Below are 17,469 nucleotides of genomic sequence, written 5' to 3'. Positions count from 1 at the left end.
TTTCCCTCCCCCGCCTCAACAGTAAGCTTTTCTTCGCCGCCTGGACAATTCCCTCAGACGGGAACGTTCCAGATTTCGCTGGCATATTGACGGATCGTGCGATCCGACGAGAACCACCCGACCCGCGCGACATTGCGGATCGCCTTGGCCTGCCATTCCGGGCTGTTCCTCCAGATCGAATCCACCTTGCGCTGCGCTGCGGTGAAGGCGTCGAAGTCGGCGGCGACCATGAACCAGTCGTTGTCGTAGATGCCGTTGATCAGGTCACGGTAACGGTCGGGGTCGTCATGCGAAAAGACACCGGAGGCGATTGCCGACAGCGCCTGCGCCAATTCCGGCGAGCCCTCGATGATGTCGCGCGGCTTGTAGCCATTGGCGCGGCGTTCGGCGACCTCGGCCGCCGTCAGGCCGAAGATGACAATGTTGTCGTCGCCGACGCGCTCCTTGATCTCGACATTGGCGCCGTCGAGCGTGCCGATGGTGATGGCGCCGTTCAACGCGAACTTCATGTTGCCGGTGCCCGACGCCTCCATGCCGGCGGTCGAGATCTGTTCCGACAGGTCGGCCGCCGGCACCATGATCTCGGCCAGGCTGACATTGTAGTTGGGGATGAAGACGATCTTCAGCAGCCCGCGCACCGCCGGATCACGGTTGATCACGCGGGCGACATCGTTTGCGAGTTTTATGATCAGTTTGGCGTTGTGGTAGCTGGGCGCCGCCTTGCCGCCGAAGAACTTCACCCGCGGCTCCCAGTCTTTTTCCGGGTGAGAGCGGATCTGGTCGTAGAGCGCCACCGCCTCGACGATGTTCAGGAGCTGGCGTTTGTATTCGTGGATGCGCTTGATCTGGATATCGAACAGGGCCGACGGATCGACCTTGATGCCGAGCCGCTCGCCGACCAGGCTGGACAGGCGCTGCTTGTTGGCGCGCTTGACGGCGGCGAACTTTTCACGGAACGCCGCATCGTCGGCCAAAGGGTCGAGACCCGACAGAAGATTGACGTCGTCGAGGAAGGCATCGCCGATCGCCTCGCGGGCAAGGTTGGTCAGGCCGGCATTGCACTGGATCAGCCAGCGGCGCGGCGTGATGCCGTTGGTCTTGTTGTTGATGCGGCCGGGGTAGAGCCGGTGAAGATCGGCGAACACGGTTTCCTTCATCAGGTCCGTGTGCAGCGCCGAGACGCCGTTGATCGAATGCGAGCCGGCGAAGGCCAGGTTGCCCATGCGCACGCGACGGTCAGACCCTTCGTGGATCAGCGAGATACGACCGATCTGCTCTCCGTCGAACTTCTGGGCGGCACGTGCCTCCAGCAGCACCTGCGCGTTGATCGCGTAGACGATCTGCATATGGCGCGGCAGAAGCCGCTCGAACAGCGGCACCGGCCAGCTTTCCAGCGCTTCCGGCAGCAGCGTGTGGTTTGTGTAAGCGAAGGTGCGCTTGGTCAGGTCCCAGGCGGTGTCGAAATCGATGCCATGGGCGTCCATCAGCTGCCGCATCAGCTCGGCGACCGCGACAGCGGGATGGGTGTCGTTGAGATGGATCGCGGCCTTGTCCGGCAGCGACAGCAATTCGCCATATTGGCTGAGATGCCGCTGGACGATGTCCTCGAGCGAAGCGGCGGAGAAGAAATATTCCTGCCGCAGCCGCAGTTCCTGGCCGGCGAGATGCGAATCCGCCGGATAGAGCACCTGGGTGAGAACTTCCGCCTTGTTGCTTTCGCGCATCGCCCCGATGTGGTCGCCGGCGTTGAAGGCCTCGAGCAGGATCGGATCGACCGGCATGGCCGACCACAGCCGCAGCGTATTGACGCGTTCGCCGCGCCAGCCGACTACAGGCGTGTCGTAGGCAACCGCCAGCACGCGCTCCGACGGCTTCCAGACATGACGCTCCAGGCGCCCGTCCTTCGAGGTCACGGATTCGACGGTGCCGCCGAACCCCACCTCGAAAGAGCGCTCGCGGCGCTCGAATTCCCACGGATTGCCGTGGTCGAGCCAGGTTTCGGGCAATTCGACCTGCCAGCCATCTGAAAACTCCTGCCGGAACAGGCCGTGGACATAGCGGATGCCGTAGCCATGCGCCGGCACGTCGACGGTAGCCATGCTTTCCATGAAGCAGGCGGCCAGACGGCCAAGGCCGCCATTGCCGAGTGCGGCATCAGGTTCCAACTTTGCGATCACGTCGAGTTCGACGCCGAGCAGGGCAAGCGCCTCGCGCATATTGTCCAGCATGCCGATGTTGGAGAAGGCGTCGCGCATGAGGCGGCCGATGAGGAATTCGAGCGACAGGTAATAGACCCGCTTTTCCTTCTGCTCGTAGGCCGACTTGGTCGACTCGATCCAGCGCTCGATGATGCGGTCGCGCACCACCTTGATCGAGGCGGTCAGCCAGTCGTGCGGAGTGGCAACGCTCGTATCCTTGCCCAGCCGATAGGTCAGGCTCTTCAGAATTTCTGTTGCGAGGGTCTTTGGATCGGAATTGTGCAGGATTGGCCTCAGGAGTTCAGAGTTTGGCGCCAAGGTCATTCAGTCGTTCCGTTTCTGCCGGTGGCCACAACCACCATCCTCTTCCTCCCGGTCTAAAGACTAGCGGGGATTCAATCGATTTGGAAACGCGAAATTGCCGCGCCTGCCATGCGTTTGCTTCAACTCACGCCGCGAGCGCCTCTTCCGGCGGCTTCTTGGCACCGGTCATGAACGCGACAGCGTCGGACATTGTGTACTGTTTCGGGTCGATGACTGTGAGGCGGCGGCCGAGCCGATGGATATGGATGCGGTCCGCCACCTCGAATACGTGCGGCATGTTGTGCGAGATCAGCACGATCGGCATGCCTCGCTTCTTGACGTCGAGGATGAGTTCCAGGACGCGACGGGATTCCTTGACACCGAGTGCTGCCGTCGGTTCGTCCATGATGACGACCTTCGAGCCGAAGGCGGCGGCGCGCGCCACCGCAACACCCTGCCGCTGGCCGCCGGAGAGTGTTTCGACCGACTGGCTGATGTTCTGGATGGTCATCAGGCCGAGTTCGGTAAGCTTGTCGCGCGCCCGCTTTTCCATCGTCGAACGGTCGAGCATGCGGAACAGCGAGCCGGCGATGCCGGGTTTGCGGATCTCGCGGCCGAGGAACATGTTGTCGGCGATCGACAGGGCCGGCGACAGCGCCAGGTTCTGGTAGACGGTCTCGATGCCGGCGTCGCGCGCTTCCATCGGCGAACGGAACTGCACCGTCTTGCCTTCGAGCTGGATTTCGCCCTCGTCGGGATTGACGGCCCCGGAGATCGCCTTGATGAGCGAGGATTTTCCGGCGCCGTTGTCGCCTATGACGGCGAGGATTTCGCCGGGATAGAGATCGAAATCGGCATTGTTGAGCGCGATGACGCGGCCATAACGCTTGACGAGACCGCGCGCGGTGAGAAGGGGCTGGACGCTCATGCCGATACCTTTCTGATCCACTGGTCGATGGCGACGGCGCCGATGATGAGCACGCCGGTCAGGAACACTTTCCACTGCGGGTCGGCGCCGAGCATGTTCAGCCCCATAGACACGACACCCACGATCATGGCGCCGAACAGCGTGCCGAGGATCGAGCCGCGCCCGCCGAACAGCGAGATACCCCCGATCACCGTCGCGGTGATCGCCTGGAGATTGTAGTCGGTCACCGCCCAGGACGGCGAGATCGAACCATTGCGGCCGATGGCGACCCAGGCCGCGAACGCGGCAATCAGCCCGGCCAGCGAATAGACCGCCATCAGAACTTTTTTGGTCTGGATGCCGGAGAGCTTTGCTGCTTCGGGATCGTCGCCGACCGCGTAGACATGCCTGCCCCAGGCGGTGTGATTGAGCACGTACCAGAGGACAAGCACCAGGATGACCATGGCGATCACGCCGAGGGTCAGCACCGCGTTCCCGACCTTGAAACTGGTGCCGAACAGATGCAGCAAAGGCGCTTGTGCGGAAACGTCTGCCTCGCGGATCGTCTCGTTGGCGGAGTAGATAAAGTTCGTCGCCATGATGACGTTCCACGTGCCCAGCGTCACGATGAAAGGCGGCAGCTTAACATAGGCGACAAGAGCCCCGTTCAGCAGCCCGCACAGCGCGCCGACCAGCAGACCGACGGGAACGGCGATGATCGCCGGCCAGCCGTAGCCTACGGCGAAATTGCCCATAACCACTGCAGAGATCACCATGACCACGCCGATAGACAGGTCAATGCCCGCCGTCAGGATGACCAGGGTTTGCGCCGCACCCAGGATGCCCACGACGGCAATCTGCTGCAGGATGAGCGTCAAGGTGTAGGAGGAGAAAAAGCGGCCGCCGATGGCTACGCCGAAGATGATGATCGACAGCACCAGGACGATCAGCGGCACAGCCGCCGGATTTCCATGCAGGAAATGCTGGACCCGCCTCAGCAGCGATACGCCGTGTTCGTCGAAAGATGCGACGCTCTTGTCGCTATCCGACAGCACCTTCTCGAATTCCTGAGCCTGGGCCATTTCTTTCCTCCAACCTGAGCGCGATCGAGAGCGCACGGGATCAACACCGCCGCGTCATCGGTCTGGCGCCGCATGTGTCGGGCGGACGGCAATCGCATCGTCCGCCCAAACCGGCCGGGGATCAAGCCCCGGCCCTTTTGGTGATGTTCTGCTTAAAAGGTAATCAGCCCCAGCACTTGGCCGTGCCTTCCTTGGTGTCGATCGAGGTGACCCCATTGGCAGGCTTGTCGGTGACGAGGTTGACGCCGGTGTCGAAGAAATCCTTGCCTTCGGTCGGCTTCGGCTTGGTGCCGTCCTTGGCGAATGCGGCGATCGCCTCGATGCCAAGCGAGGCCATCAGCAGAGGATATTGCTGCGAAGTGGCGCCGATGACGCCCTCGGTCACCGACTTGACACCCGGGCAGCCGCCGTCGACCGAGACGATCAACACCTGGCCTTCCAGGCCGACAGCCTTGAGCGCCTGGTAGGCGCCGACCGCGGCAGGCTCGTTGATGGTGTGGATGACGTTGATGGTGTTGTCCTTCTGCAGAAGGTTCTCCATCGCCTTGCGGCCGCCCTCCTCATTGCCGTTGGTGACGTCGTGGCCGACAATGCGCGGATCGTCCTCGTCGCCAATCTTGTTGACGTCCTTGGTGTCGATTCCGAAGCCGGCCATGAAGCCCTGGTCGCGCAGCACATCGACAGTCGGCTGGTCCGGCGTCAGATCGAGGAAGCCGATCTTTGCCTCCTTGGCCTTGTCGCCGAGCGTCGCGGCGGCCCACGCGCCGATCAGCCGCCCGGCCTCGAAATTGTCGGTCGCAAAGGTCGCATCGGCGGCATCAAGCGGATCGAGCGGGGTGTCGAGTGCGATCACCAGGATGCCGGCATCGCGCGCCTTCTTGACAGTCGAGACGATGCCTTTGGTATCCGAGGCGGTGAGCAGGATGCCCTTGGCGCCGTCGGCAATGCAGCTTTCGATCGCCGCGACCTGGCTTTCGGAGTCGCCATCGACCTTGCCGGCGTAGGATTTCAGGTTGACGCCCAGTTCCTTGGCCTTGGCCGTGGCGCCCTCCTTCATCTTGACGAAGAAAGGATTGGTGTCGGTCTTGGTGATCAGGCAGGCGCCGACCTCCTGCGCCGATGCGGGCGCGGCAAGGCCCATCAAAGCCACCGCGGCTGCAGCGAACACGGACGATTTCAAGAAAGCGGTCTTGGTCACGATAACTCCTCCCAGTGAAGCAAACTGACGCCGGTAGCCGGCGCCGGACAAGCATCCAGGCACTCCCGCGGCCCGGATGTTGGCAGCCACGAAACATCAAATTTCCAGCTGTGTCAATTAATAAATCACTCTTATTTATTATTGACACATCCTCCGGTTGGCAGCATTGTCCGCAAAAAGCATAACGGGAACGGAGGCGCCCGGTGGAAACCGGAAACCCCACGATACGGCCGGGCGAGCCGGCCGAGAGCCGCTTCCATCGCGGCACCAACCAGAGCGGCATGCGCGACGCCAACGAGCGGGTCGTGCTGTCCCTGGTGCGCCGGCACGGCAGCCTCGCCAAGACCGATATCGCCCGCATGACGGGGCTTTCGGCGCAGACCGTCTCGGTGATCATGCGCGAGCTGGAGAAGGAAGGCCTCTTCATCCGTCAGGAACCGGTGCGCGGCAAGATCGGCCAGCCGTCGATCCCGATGGCGCTGAACCCTGACGGCGCCTACTTCCTGGGCCTGAAGATCGGCCGCCGCAGCGCAGAACTGGTGCTGATCGATTTCCTCGGCAAGGTGCGGGCATCCAGGCAGATGTCCTACCGGTATCCGGCGCCGCGCGAGACCGTCGAATTCGTCACCGGCGGGCTTGCCGATATTCGCGCCGGCCTGACCGCTGCCCAGGACAAGCGGATCGCCGGCCTCGGCATCGCGATGCCGTTCGAGCTCTGGAACTGGGCCGATACGGCGGGCGCGCCACGCGAGATTATGGATGCATGGCGCCATCGCGATATCCGCGCCGAAATCCAGGCCGAATGCAGTTTTCCGGTCTACCTGCAGAACGACGCCACGTCGGCCTGCGGCGCCGAATTGGTGTTCGGACAAACCGGCGCGCTCAGGGACTTCATCTATTTCTACATCGGCGCCTTCGCCGGCGGCGGCGTCGTGCTCAACGGCAGCCTCTACAGCGGCCAGTCCGGCAATGCCGGAGCGCTGGGTTCGATGCCGGTGCCCGGCCCGGCGGGGAAGCCGACACAGCTCATCGACGTCGCCTCGATCGCCATCCTCGAGCAGGCGCTGAACGCCAAGGGCAAGGAGACTTCGCAGCTGTGGTCGTCCCCTGAAGACTGGGGCGACCTCGGCGAAGAGCTGGACGACTGGATCGAAGGGGCAGCTTCCGCCCTCGCCTACGGCATCGTTTCGGCCTCTTCCGTCATCGATTTCGAGGCCGCCATCATTGACGGCTGGATGCCGGCGTCGGTGCGGGAGCGGCTGGTCGCCGCCACCCAGGCGGCGATCGGCAAGGTGGACGTCGAAGGCCTGCACATTCCCTCGGTGCGCGAAGGCACCGTCGGCATTCACGCACGCGCGCTCGGAGGTGCCAGCCTGCCACTTTCGGAACGGTTTCTGATCAGCGCCAACGCCCTGTCGTCGAAGGGGCCATGATGGTGCCCCCTGACGCCGTAGTCCGGCAATCCCGCCGCCGGATCGAACGGCACGCCACGCCCACGGTTGCAACTGTCGCTCAAGACCTCTACGCCAGCCTCATTGTCTGGACCATCACCGGAAAGGGACCTGCATGATCCTGTGTTGCGGCGAAGCGCTGATCGACATGCTGCCACGCGAAAGCACCGCCGGCGAAACTGCGTTCGCACCCTATGCGGGCGGCGCGGTCTTCAACTCGGCCATCGCGCTGGGGCGGCTGCGCATTCCGGTCGGCTTCTTCTCCGGCATTTCTTCCGACCTATTCGGACAGCAATTGCGCGAGGTTCTGGCCGCCAGCCATGTCAGCGCCGACTATGCGGCGATTTCGGACCGGCCGACGACGCTTGCCTTCGTGCGGCTGGTCGACGGCCACGCGTCCTATGCGTTCTATGACGAGAACACCGCCGGCCGGATGCTTTCGCAGGACGACCTTCCGACACTGGATGAGAACGTCAACGCGATGTTGTTCGGCGCCATCAGCCTGATCCCGGAGCCCTGCGGCTCCACCTACGAGGCGCTGATGCAGCGCGAGCACGGCCAGCGCGTGACCATGCTCGACCCCAACATCCGGCCCGGCTTCATTCCCGACCGGCAAAAACATCTTGACCGGATCCGCCGGATGATGGCGATGGCCGACATCGTCAAGCTTTCGGACGAAGACCTCGGCTGGTTCGGCGAACCGGGCACGCACGAGGAGGTGATCGCGCGATGGCTGGAGGGTAGTCCGAAGCTGATCGTCATGACCCGCGGCAGCCGTGGCGCCATCGCCTATTCGCGCCACCATACGGTTACCGTCGACGCCGAAAAAGTGACAGTCGTCGATACGGTCGGCGCCGGGGACACGTTCAATGCCGGCGTGCTCGCCTCGCTGCACGAGAACGGCGTATTGACCAAGGCGGCACTGGCAGATCTCCCCGCAGAGACGATCCGCGCGGCCCTGAAGCTCGGCGTCAAAGCGGCGGCGGTGACGGTCTCGCGTGCCGGCGCCAATCCGCCCTGGCGCAACGAACTCGGGTAGCGCCGCATGCTTGCTCTCTTCGGGCGCGGGGAGATGCTTCAACTGACATCAGTTGTCAGGAGCCCGCCTGGCCATGGTGGTAAAATCAATGCGTTGGGAGTTGGATGAGCGTTGCCATTTCATCCCGGAGGAAACGCTGATGACCACTGCTGAACTCGCAAAGGCCTTTACCGACCTGCTCAGCCAGGGCGACCACGAAGGCGCTGCCAAGAAATACAACTCCGACAACATAGTGAGCTACGAAGCCATGGATGGCCCAATGGCGGTCTGCAAAGGCAAAGAGGCCGTCAAGCAGAAGGGCGATTGGTGGAATGAGAATCACGAACTTCATGGCGGTTCGGTCGAAGGACCCTTCGTCAACGGGGACCAATTTGCCGTTCGTTTCAAGCTGGACGTGACGCCAAAGGAGACTGGTGAGCGTGTTGTGATGGACGAAGTCGGCATCTATACTGTCAAGGACGGCAAGATCGTCGAAGAACGCTTCTTCTACTGACCGCCACTGCGGGCGACACCGGGATCACATTATATTTCGGCGCGGCGCGGGTTCTCGACCGGACTGGAGCCGGCCGGTATCCGCTGCCGTCATTTGCGCCGATTCTTGTGGTTAAGATCGCAACCGCCGGTAACGCCGGCGCTGATTGTGCCAAACGGACGCATGGCAACAGTGCTTTCTAGGCCGCTCGCGGTCTGATATCAGCGGCCGAAAGTCGAATATTCAGGAACGGACTATGCAATTCATCGACCTCGGCGCGCAGCGTGAACGCATCCGCGACCGCCTCTCGGCAGCCATCGACCGTGTCGTCAACGACGGAAAATACATTCTCGGGCCTCAGGTTGCCGAGTTCGAGCAGAAGCTTGCGGCCTATGTCGGCGTAAAACATGTCGTGGCCTGCGCCAACGGCACCGACGCGCTGCTCCTGCCGCTCTACGCATCGGGCATCGGTCCGGGCGACGCCGTATTCGTGCCGAGCTTCACCTTCGCCGCGACCGCCGAAGTGGTGGCGCTCGCCAAGGCCGAACCGGTGTTCGTCGATGTCGACGCCGAAACCTACAACATCGACATCGCCAGCCTCGAGGCCGCGATTGCCATGGTGAAGGCCGAGGGGCGGCTAAAGCCGCGCGCCATCATCCCGGTCGACCTTTTCGGGCTTGGCGCCGACTACGCGGCGATCCAGAAGATCGCCGAACGCGAGAACCTTCTGGTGATCGAGGACGCTGCCCAGTCGATCGGCGGTTCGGTCGACGGCAAGATGTGCGGCGCCTTCGGCCATGTCGCCGGCACCAGCTTCTATCCGGCAAAGCCGCTCGGCTGCTACGGCGACGGCGGCGCCATGCTCACCAATGACGGCGACCTTGCCGAGCGCCTGCGTTCCTTCGCCTTCCACGGCAAGGGCGAGACACAGTACGACAACATCCATGTCGGGGTGAATTCGCGTCTCGACACGTTGCAGGCGGCAATCCTGATCGAGAAGCTGGCCATCCTCGAAGACGAGGTGGTCGCCCGCCAGAAGGTCGCCAAGCGCTACAATGAGGGTCTCGGCGATATCGTGCGGGTGCCGACCATCGCCAGCGGCAGCCGCTCGGCATGGGCGCAGTACGCGATCGAAACATCCCACCGCGACGCGCTGAAGACGCATCTGCAGGAAAAGGCCATTCCTTCGGTCATCTACTACGTGAAGCCGCTGCACAGCCAAGTCGCCTACCGGGAGTTTCCCCGCACGCCGAGCGGCCTGACCGTTTCGGAGACCTTGCCCAAGCACATATTGTGCCTGCCGATGCACCCCTACCTGAGCGAAGCGGACCAGGACCGGATCATCGACACCATCCGCGGCTTTCTGGAAGGCCAATCGTCTAAAGCCGCGGCGGAGTAACAAGCCCTATTGCGTCTCGCTTGGGCGGGTCCGACGGCATCCTTGGGCGCGGCTGCGTTCACTCAGCCGACGAAGTCCAGACCGATATCAAGGATCGGCGCGCTATGGGTCAACCAGCCGATGGAAATCAGGTCAACACCGGTCGCGGCAATGGCTGGCGCCGTAGCGGCGGTAATCCTGCCCGACGCCTCGGTGATCGCCCGACCCGCAACCATCGTCACCGCCTGACGAAGCTCGTCGACTGACATATTGTCGAGCAGGACGGCGTCGGGGGTGAGAGCCAGGACCTCTTCCAACTGGGCCAGCGTATCGACCTCGATTTCGATCTTGACGAGATGACCCGCGCCGCTTCGCGCCCTCTCGATTGCCGGGTGAATTCCGCCGGCGATGGCGATGTGATTGTCCTTGATCAGGATCGCGTCGTCGAGGCCGAAGCGGTGATTGGCGCCGCCACCGGCGCGTACAGCGTATTTTTCGACAGCCCGCAGACCGGGTGTCGTCTTGCGCGTGCAGACGATCTTTGCGCGATGGCCGTGAACCGCTGCAACAACCGACGCCGTCGCCGTGGCGACGCCGCTCAGATGGCAGAGAAAATTGAGCGCCGTTCGTTCCGCAGTAAGGATAGCTCGGGCCGGGCCTATCACCGACGCAATGGCCTCGCCTTGCGCAACTTCGCTGCCGTCGGCGCGATGCACGGTCATTTCGACGTTGTGGTCGACAAGCCTGAAGGCGAGCATTGCCAGATCGAGCCCGGCGACAGTTCCCGCCTGGCGCGCAGCCAGAACGGTTGTCACATGATGGTTCTTCGGCACGACGGCGTCCGAGGTCAAGTCACCGGCTCTGCCAAGATCTTCAAGAAGAGCCGCCCGCGCCAAAGGCTCAAGCATGATTGTCGGAAGGGGTGACAGGTTCATCATAGAATGCTTTCCAACGCTCGGGAGGATGCCAGTTCCCGTGCTGCGGCTATCGCCGCGTTGAGTGTGATTTGGGAACGGCTGGCGACGGCCGCACGACTGGGAAAGTCGGTCCGGAAATGAGCACCGCGGCTTTCCTGGCGCAGCAAGGCGCCAACCGCGATCATCAGCCCGACAGCGGCTGGATCGGACGCCGGGCCTTGTTGCTGCTGCAGGAGCAACAACGCCCGCGCAGCCTCCTTCAACCTTTCGCCATCCCGTGTGACGCCGAGGGCACGCGACAGGAGAGGTCGCACAGACCCTGGATTCGGCGCTGGCAGGTCAAGCGCTACCGCCTGCTTCCGGCCACTGTCGAGCGAACCGGCAACACTGTCGGCAACCCAGCGCGCGCAGACCGCGGCCTCGGTCAACGAATTGCTGGCAAGCCGATTAGCGCCGTGCAGCCCGGTCGAGGCAACTTCGCCACAAGCCCAAAGCCCCGGAACGGAGGTCCGCCCGGCCATATCCACGGCGACACCTCCCATATGGTAGTGCTGCGCTGGCCGGATAGGGATGGGATCACGTGCCGGATCGATGCCGGCCTTGCGACAGGCGGCTGCGATCATCGGAAAATGCTGCGCGAATGTCGCGCCTGGCTTTTCGCGCACGTCGAGGAAGACGCGGTGGTTATCGGCAAGATGTCTCCAGACAGCGCGCGCGACAATGTCGCGCGGCGCCAGTTCCGCACCTTGCACGCCGTCGAGGAAACGTCGACCTGTCTCGTCGATGATCGTTGCGCCTTCACCGCGAACCGCCTCGCTGATGAGCGACATCGGACGGTCGAGCCCGTCAAGCGCAGTCGGGTGGAACTGGATGAACTCCAAGTCGGCAAAGGTTGCACCGGCCCGCGCTGCCAGTGCAAGGCCCTGCCCCCAACTGCCCAACGGGTTTGTCGTGTCGTGGAACAAGCCGCCGATGCCGCCAGTGGCAAGAACGACCCGCCCCGTGGCGAGGAACACCGGACCTTTCGAACCATTCGCCAGCACACCGGTGATTCTGCCATCCTCCACTGTCAGCCGGCGCGCTTCGATGCCATCGACAACCGCTATTGCCGGCGTGGACCGCACGGCGGCGACAAGCCCGCGCATGACCTCCCGTCCGCTGCCGTCACCCCCGGCATGAACAATGCGCCGCCGACTGTGCGCGGCTTCCAGCCCGAGGCGAAAGGCGCCCGTCGGCGTCCGATCGAAACGAACTCCAAGACGCGCCAGATCCTCGATCGCGTCGGGCGCCGCGTTCACGATGCGCCTTGCTGCCTGCGCAGCGCAAAGCCCATCGCCTGCGGCAAGCGTGTCGGAAAGGTGAAGCGCCGGTTCATCATCGTCGCCCAGGCTGGCGGCAAGCCCGCCCTGTGCCCATGCACTCGACGCGTCCGCGCCAAGCTCCGATCTCGACACGAGAAGCACCGGCTCAGGCGCCAGGTGCAGCGCAGTCATCAGCCCAGCTATGCCGCCGCCGATGATGACCGGCCGGCCGCCGAGATCGCGGACGTCAACACTCATACGGCGAGCATCCGCTCGACGGCCAGACGCGCGTGTCCGGCGATCTCCGGATCGATGGTCACGACATGGCGGTTCTGCTCGAGCGCCGTACGGATGTTGGCGAGCGTTATCCGCTTCATATGCGGACACAAATTGCAGGGCCGGATGAACTCCACCTCGGCATGCTCGACCGCGACATTGTCGCTCATCGAGCACTCGGTCATCAGCACGACGCGGGATGGTTTTTGCTGTCCCACGTAGTCCGACATGGCGGCGGTCGAGCCGGAAAAATCGGCCTCGGCCACCACTTCGGGTGGACATTCGGGATGGGCAAGCACCGTCACGCCGGGATGGTCTTCACGCAACTGGCGGATGTCGGCAGGCGTGAAGCGCTCGTGCACCTCGCAATGCCCTTTCCAAGCGATGATTTCGACGGCGGTCTGGGCGGCGATGTTCTGGGCCAGATATTCGTCAGGCAGCATGATCACCCGAGGAACACCCAGCGACTCCACGACAGCTTTCGCATTGCCGGAGGTACAACATATGTCGGACTCGGCCTTCACGGCAGCCGACGTGTTGACGTAGGTGACAACCGGCACCCGGGGATAGCGTTGCCGCAGCAGTCGGATGTCCTCGGCGGTAATGGAGTCCGCCAGCGAACAGCCGGCTCCCAGGTCGGGAATGAGCACCGTCTTTTGCGGATTGAGCAACTTCGCGGTCTCGGCCATGAAGTGAACGCCGGCAAGCACGATGACATCCGCATCGACCGACATCGCCTTGCGGGCAAGCGCCAGGCTGTCGCCGACAATGTCGGCAACACAGTGGAAGATTTCCGGCGTCTGATAGTTGTGCGCCAGGATGACGGCATTTCGCTGTTGCTTCAAATCGAGAATGGCGTCGATATCATCGGCGAAGGCTGGCCATTCGATGGGCGGGATGACCCGCCGTACGCGATCGTAGAGCATGGCGGTACGGGCGGAAGTGTTGAGCATGTTAGGCTTTCCTTATGCTCGCTATGAGTATAACTCCCATATGCTTAACTTGAGCATAAGAAATGTCAAGTGCGTGAAAGTGGCAATTTCGTCCCTGCGACAGCTCGTTCCGCCAGAATGGCCTGGCGGAAGCGGAAACGCTTCGCCGGGCGCCCGCCTGTGGCCGACATCGTCTCGCCTGTCTCCTCGACCAGATCCTGCTGTTCGATGAGGCGCCTGAAGTTCTGCTTGTGCACGAGCCTGCCGGCGAGCGCTTCAACGGTGCGCTGCAACTGCAGCAGCGTGAATGCCGGCGGCATCAGTTCAAAAACGACGGGGCGGTATTTGATCTTGGTTCGAAGCCTGGCGATTGCCGTCGCCAGAATGCGACGATGATCGGCAATCATCGGCCGACCGGGAATGGACCGCGGACTGCCATTGTCGCGGCCGCGCACTGCCTCCTCCACCAGCGCCGCTTCATAGAGCAGTTCGTATCGCTGCAGGACGAGTTCTTCATTCCAGTCGTGGTCATCCAGGCCGAAGGCATATGCCACGCGTTGACGGCGATCATGGCTCATGTTCGGGTCCTGGGCGTCGCCAGCCCAGGCCAGGAGCCGGGGCATAAGGATATCCGGCAAGACCGGCGGGACGCCCGCACGGTGATCTTCCCACGGAAAATAGTCGTACCAGCTCCGCCAGCCATGCGTTGCAGACCTTTCGGCCTGTTCTTCCCGCGTCAGCCCGAGGTAGCTGATCGATATCTGCACATGCTCGTCACCGGTCCGGTCGCGGTCGGCAAAGGTGTAGAGCTGTTCAATATAGCCGAGCGGATGGCCGGTCTGCCGCTCCACCCATGCCCTCAGTCCCGACTGCAGGGAGCGATGGCCGAGCTCCAGAGGACCGGACGGCAAAGCATGAGCCTGTTCGATTGTCAGTGAACGCGGTTCACCATTCGTAACGGCAATCACTACGGCTATCAGATCGGCATTCACGATCTGACTCCGGCTGTTACCCACCAGATGCTTCGCCGCCTGGATTGCCTTGTCTTGCATGGTTGTCTGATGCAGTTCCGATTGTCGGTTCGCCCCAAGAGAGCCAATGTGTGCGAAGGGTGAACTGCTCCGTCCTACCCGTCAATATTTGTCCAGCGCAGCGAATTCGGCGTTTGCTTCCCGCTCGTAGAGAATTCGATGAGTTCCAGGCTTCCAACCAGAGCTCGGTTGGCCGTGATTCGAGCTTGCGGGGCAGCCTCTTTACACCGACGGCGTTAAACGCCGCCTGCCGGGCACTCCACCCGGCCGCGCGCTATGAAGGCCGGGTTGGCGAAATCCAGCCAGTCCGGACGGCCCCGCTTGCCATAGACGAGCGGGGTTCCATCGACCATTTCGGTGGCGCCGCCGGCGGCGCGCAGCACCGCATCGCCGGCCGCCGTATCCCATTCCATCGTCGGGCCGAAACGCGGATAGACATCCGCTTCGGCGGCGGCAATCAGGCAGAATTTCAGGGAAGACCCGACCGAGACGATCTCGGCAGTGCGGAATTTCAGGATATAGGCATCCGTCTCCGGCGTGCGGTGCGAGCGGCTGGCAACGATCGTCACCGGCTCGAACCCTTCCCTGACGGCAATCCGCCGACGGCCGCCCGGTGTAAAATCATCCGAAATGTCGACGGCTTCGGCAAAGCCCGGACGCCCCAGATAGAGCTTGCGGCTGATCGGCGCGAACACCGCGCCGACAACCGGCATGCCGTTGCGGATCAAGGCGATGTTGACGGTGAAATCGGCGTGACGGGTGACGAACTCCTTGGTGCCGTCGAGCGGGTCGATCAGCAGGAAGGTATCACCGAGTTCGACCGGCACGATGCCCTCCGAACACTCCTCCTCGGCGACGCATGGAATATCGGGCAGTGCGTCGCGCAGGCCTTCGAGAATGATCTTCTCGGCCCGACGGTCCGCCTCGGTGACCGGCGAAGAATCGTCTTTCCGGCTTACCGTCATGTCGGAGTGAAAAACGTCGAGCACCACGCGGCCGGCCGCAAGCGCCAGCCGCTCGAAAAGCGCCAGTATGGCGATATCGTCAGATGCCGCCGCCGCTGTCGTATTGCTGGTCGCCATTTTCACGCTCACGAAGCCAGTTCTCCAGAGCCTCTACCATCTCTTCCGGCGATTTGCCGAGCGTTTCAAGATGGATTTCCGGTTTCTCCGGAGCTTCGTAAGGCGAATCGACGCCGGTGAAATTGCGGATCGCGCCGCTAAGCGCCTTGGCGTAGAGCCCTTTCGGATCGCGCCTGGCGCATTCGTCGAATGGCGTGTCGACGAAGACCTCGACGAACTCGCCCTCTTCCAGCATTTCGCGCGCCATCTGCCGCTCGGCGCGGAACGGCGAGATGAAGGAGACAAGCACGATCAGGCCGGCATCGGCCATCAGCCGCGCCACTTCGGCAACCCGGCGGATATTTTCCACCCGGTCCTCGTCGGTGAAGCCGAGATCGCGGTTCAGCCCGTGGCGGATATTGTCGCCGTCGAGCAGATAGGTGTGGTGGCCAGCGGAATGCAGCTTCTTCTCAAGCATGTTGGCGATGGTCGACTTGCCGGAGCCCGACAGGCCGGTAAACCAGAGCACCGCCGATTTCTGATGCTTGGCGAGCGCCCTCGCCTTCTTGTCGACGTCCAGCGACTGCCAGTGGATGTTGGCGGCGCGGCGCAGCGGATTGAGGATCATGCCAGCGCCGACCGTGGCGTTGGTCATGCGGTCAATGAGGATGAACGCGCCGGTGGTGCGGTTGTCGGCGAAGTTGTCGAAGGCGATCGGCGCCTGCACCGAAACGCTGACGACGCCGACTTCATTCATCTCCAGCGTTTTGGCGGCTTCGTGGGCGAAGTCGTTGACATTGATGCGGTATTGCAGGTCGCTGACCGTAGCATTCGCCTGGTCGGTCTCCGTCCTCAGTATATAGGAGCGGCCGGGCAGAAGCGCGCTTTCGTCGAACCAGACGAGGTTCGCCGCGAACTGGTCGGCGACATGCGGGCGCGTGTAGGGCGACACCAGCATGTTGCCGCGCGACACCTCGACCTCATCTTCGAGAACCAGCGTGACGGCCTGGCCTTCGACGGCGCGCGCGAGGTCGCCGCCTTGCGCCACGATGCGCTTTACCCGCGACAGCTTGCCCGACTTCGCAACGACCACGTCGTCGCCCTTGTTGACGGAGCCGGACGCCACGGTTCCCGCAAAACCGCGAAAATCGAGGTTGGGACGGTTCACATACTGCACCGGGAAGCGGAACGGACGGTCAACCGCCACCGCATCGATGGAGATGTTTTCCAGATGCTCGAGCAGCGTCGGGCCCGAATACCACGGCATTTCGCTGGAGCGGCGAGTAACATTGTCGCCATAGCGCGCCGACATCGGGATCGGCTCGATCGTCGCGAAACCGAGGTTTGCCGCGAAATCGCGGTATTCGGCGGCAATGCGTTCGAACACCTGGCGGTCGAAGCCGACCAGGTCGAACTTGTTCACTGCAAGCGCGATGTGACGGATACCGAGCAGCGAAGCGATGATCGAATGGCGGCGGGTCTGGCGCAGGATACCCTGGCGCGCATCGACCAGCACCACCGCCAGATCGGCGGTCGATGCGCCGGTCGCCATGTTGCGGGTGTACTGTTCGTGGCCGGGCGTATCGGCGACGATGAATTTGCGTTTCGGCGTGGCGAAGAAACGATAGGCGACATCGATGGTGATGCCCTGCTCCCGCTCGGCCTCCAGCCCGTCGACCAGCAGCGCGAAATCGATATCGGCGCCATTGGTGCCGTGCTTCAGGGAATCCTTTTCAAGTGCCGCAAGCTGATCCTCGAAGATCAGCTTGGTGTCGTAGAGCAGGCGTCCGATCAGCGTCGACTTGCCGTCGTCCACCGAACCGCAGGTGAGGAATCGCATCAGCGATTTCTGCTCCTGCGAGGCGAGATAGTCGCGGATGTCGCCGGCGCCGGGGATTTCCTTGGTCATTACGTGCCGCATGA

At 62.9% G+C, this 17,469-nt stretch carries 14 protein-coding genes; 4 read left to right on the top strand and 10 right to left on the bottom strand.

Features of this window, described 5'->3' with window-relative positions; all coding sequences use genetic code 11:
- Positions 1 to 53: 53 nt before the first annotated feature.
- The 4 genes from F3H98_RS14460 to F3H98_RS14445 all read right to left on the bottom strand — a co-directional run bounded on the left by F3H98_RS14460 (position 54) and on the right by F3H98_RS14445 (position 5,670).
- Entirely contained in the window at positions 54 to 2,522 is a 2,469-nt protein-coding gene (locus tag F3H98_RS14460) for a glycogen/starch/alpha-glucan phosphorylase (protein ID WP_149760857.1), read from the bottom strand.
- Positions 2,523 to 2,646: 124 nt separating this feature from the next.
- Positions 2,647 to 3,429 carry an ATP-binding cassette domain-containing protein gene (locus tag F3H98_RS14455; RefSeq protein WP_188130432.1) on the bottom strand — a complete coding sequence of 261 codons (783 nt, stop codon included), beginning with the start codon at positions 3,427 to 3,429 and terminating at the stop codon, positions 2,647 to 2,649.
- Positions 3,426 to 4,490 (bottom strand): ABC transporter permease, encoded by a 1,065-nt coding sequence (locus F3H98_RS14450; protein WP_149760856.1) that lies wholly within the window; start codon positions 4,488 to 4,490, stop codon positions 3,426 to 3,428. The genes F3H98_RS14455 and F3H98_RS14450 overlap by 4 nt, the downstream gene beginning before the upstream one ends.
- A gap of 163 nt (positions 4,491 to 4,653) precedes the next feature.
- On the bottom strand, positions 4,654 to 5,670 hold the full coding sequence (locus F3H98_RS14445; RefSeq protein WP_188130436.1) for a sugar ABC transporter substrate-binding protein: 1,017 nt from the start codon (positions 5,668 to 5,670) through the stop codon (positions 4,654 to 4,656).
- Positions 5,671 to 5,891: 221 nt separating this feature from the next.
- Between F3H98_RS14445 and F3H98_RS14440 the strand changes: the two genes are divergently transcribed.
- The 4 genes from F3H98_RS14440 to F3H98_RS14425 all read left to right on the top strand — a co-directional run bounded on the left by F3H98_RS14440 (position 5,892) and on the right by F3H98_RS14425 (position 10,049).
- On the top strand, positions 5,892 to 7,121 hold the full coding sequence (locus F3H98_RS14440) for an ROK family transcriptional regulator (protein WP_425294847.1): 1,230 nt from the start codon (positions 5,892 to 5,894) through the stop codon (positions 7,119 to 7,121).
- A 133-nt stretch (positions 7,122 to 7,254) separates the two neighbouring features.
- Positions 7,255 to 8,178, top strand: a complete 924-nt coding sequence (locus tag F3H98_RS14435; protein ID WP_149760854.1) for a carbohydrate kinase family protein — start codon at positions 7,255 to 7,257, stop codon at positions 8,176 to 8,178.
- Positions 8,179 to 8,317: 139 nt separating this feature from the next.
- On the top strand, positions 8,318 to 8,671 hold the full coding sequence (locus tag F3H98_RS14430; protein ID WP_149760853.1) for a nuclear transport factor 2 family protein: 354 nt from the start codon (positions 8,318 to 8,320) through the stop codon (positions 8,669 to 8,671).
- A gap of 235 nt (positions 8,672 to 8,906) precedes the next feature.
- The gene (locus tag F3H98_RS14425) at positions 8,907 to 10,049 is read left to right on the top strand and encodes a DegT/DnrJ/EryC1/StrS family aminotransferase (RefSeq protein WP_149760852.1); all 1,143 of its coding nucleotides are present in this window, start codon (positions 8,907 to 8,909) and stop codon (positions 10,047 to 10,049) included.
- 62 nt (positions 10,050 to 10,111) lie between these two features.
- Here the strand turns inward: F3H98_RS14425 and nadC are convergent, their stop codons facing one another.
- The 6 genes from nadC to cysN form a co-directional block, all read right to left on the bottom strand.
- Positions 10,112 to 10,963, bottom strand: a complete 852-nt coding sequence (gene nadC / locus F3H98_RS14420) for a carboxylating nicotinate-nucleotide diphosphorylase (protein WP_149761034.1) — start codon at positions 10,961 to 10,963, stop codon at positions 10,112 to 10,114.
- Positions 10,963 to 12,504, bottom strand: a complete 1,542-nt coding sequence (locus tag F3H98_RS14415; RefSeq protein WP_149760851.1) for an L-aspartate oxidase — start codon at positions 12,502 to 12,504, stop codon at positions 10,963 to 10,965. Before F3H98_RS14415 ends, nadC begins: the two co-directional genes overlap by 1 nt.
- A complete protein-coding gene (nadA, locus tag F3H98_RS14410; RefSeq protein WP_149760850.1) occupies positions 12,501 to 13,475 on the bottom strand; it encodes a quinolinate synthase NadA in 975 nt (324 codons plus the stop codon). Before nadA ends, F3H98_RS14415 begins: the two co-directional genes overlap by 4 nt.
- Positions 13,476 to 13,540: 65 nt before the next feature.
- On the bottom strand, positions 13,541 to 14,506 hold the full coding sequence (locus F3H98_RS14405) for an NUDIX hydrolase (protein WP_149760849.1): 966 nt from the start codon (positions 14,504 to 14,506) through the stop codon (positions 13,541 to 13,543).
- Between the two features lie 215 nt (positions 14,507 to 14,721).
- Positions 14,722 to 15,567: a 3'(2'),5'-bisphosphate nucleotidase CysQ gene (gene cysQ, locus F3H98_RS14400; RefSeq protein ID WP_149760848.1), complete on the bottom strand. Its 846-nt coding sequence runs from the start codon at positions 15,565 to 15,567 to the stop codon at positions 14,722 to 14,724.
- A complete protein-coding gene (gene cysN / locus F3H98_RS14395) occupies positions 15,530 to 17,467 on the bottom strand; it encodes a sulfate adenylyltransferase subunit CysN (protein ID WP_149760847.1) in 1,938 nt (645 codons plus the stop codon). The genes cysQ and cysN overlap by 38 nt, the downstream gene beginning before the upstream one ends.
- Positions 17,468 to 17,469 lie beyond the last annotated feature (2 nt).

The sequence above is a fragment of the Neomesorhizobium albiziae genome (assembly GCF_900114255.1).
Lineage (GTDB): Bacteria > Pseudomonadota > Alphaproteobacteria > Rhizobiales > Rhizobiaceae > Neomesorhizobium > Neomesorhizobium albiziae.
The sequence above is the reverse complement of the archived record's forward strand: the minus strand, read 5'-3'. Positions and strand labels throughout refer to the sequence as shown.

Coding starts and splice junctions, on each gene's coding strand:
- F3H98_RS14450 (WP_149760856.1), bottom strand. CDS start 4,490: ATGGCCCAGGCTCAGGAATTCGAGAAGGTGCTGTCGGATAGCGACAAG.
- F3H98_RS14430 (WP_149760853.1), top strand. CDS start 8,318: ATGACCACTGCTGAACTCGCAAAGGCCTTTACCGACCTGCTCAGCCAG.
- nadC (WP_149761034.1), bottom strand. CDS start 10,963: ATGAACCTGTCACCCCTTCCGACAATCATGCTTGAGCCTTTGGCGCGG.
- nadA (WP_149760850.1), bottom strand. CDS start 13,475: ATGCTCAACACTTCCGCCCGTACCGCCATGCTCTACGATCGCGTACGG.
- F3H98_RS14425 (WP_149760852.1), top strand. CDS start 8,907: ATGCAATTCATCGACCTCGGCGCGCAGCGTGAACGCATCCGCGACCGC.
- F3H98_RS14415 (WP_149760851.1), bottom strand. CDS start 12,504: ATGAGTGTTGACGTCCGCGATCTCGGCGGCCGGCCGGTCATCATCGGC.
- F3H98_RS14435 (WP_149760854.1), top strand. CDS start 7,255: ATGATCCTGTGTTGCGGCGAAGCGCTGATCGACATGCTGCCACGCGAA.
- F3H98_RS14455 (WP_188130432.1), bottom strand. CDS start 3,429: ATGAGCGTCCAGCCCCTTCTCACCGCGCGCGGTCTCGTCAAGCGTTAT.
- cysQ (WP_149760848.1), bottom strand. CDS start 15,567: ATGGCGACCAGCAATACGACAGCGGCGGCGGCATCTGACGATATCGCC.
- cysN (WP_149760847.1), bottom strand. CDS start 17,467: ATGCGGCACGTAATGACCAAGGAAATCCCCGGCGCCGGCGACATCCGC.
- F3H98_RS14405 (WP_149760849.1), bottom strand. CDS start 14,506: ATGCAAGACAAGGCAATCCAGGCGGCGAAGCATCTGGTGGGTAACAGC.
- F3H98_RS14460 (WP_149760857.1), bottom strand. CDS start 2,522: ATGACCTTGGCGCCAAACTCTGAACTCCTGAGGCCAATCCTGCACAAT.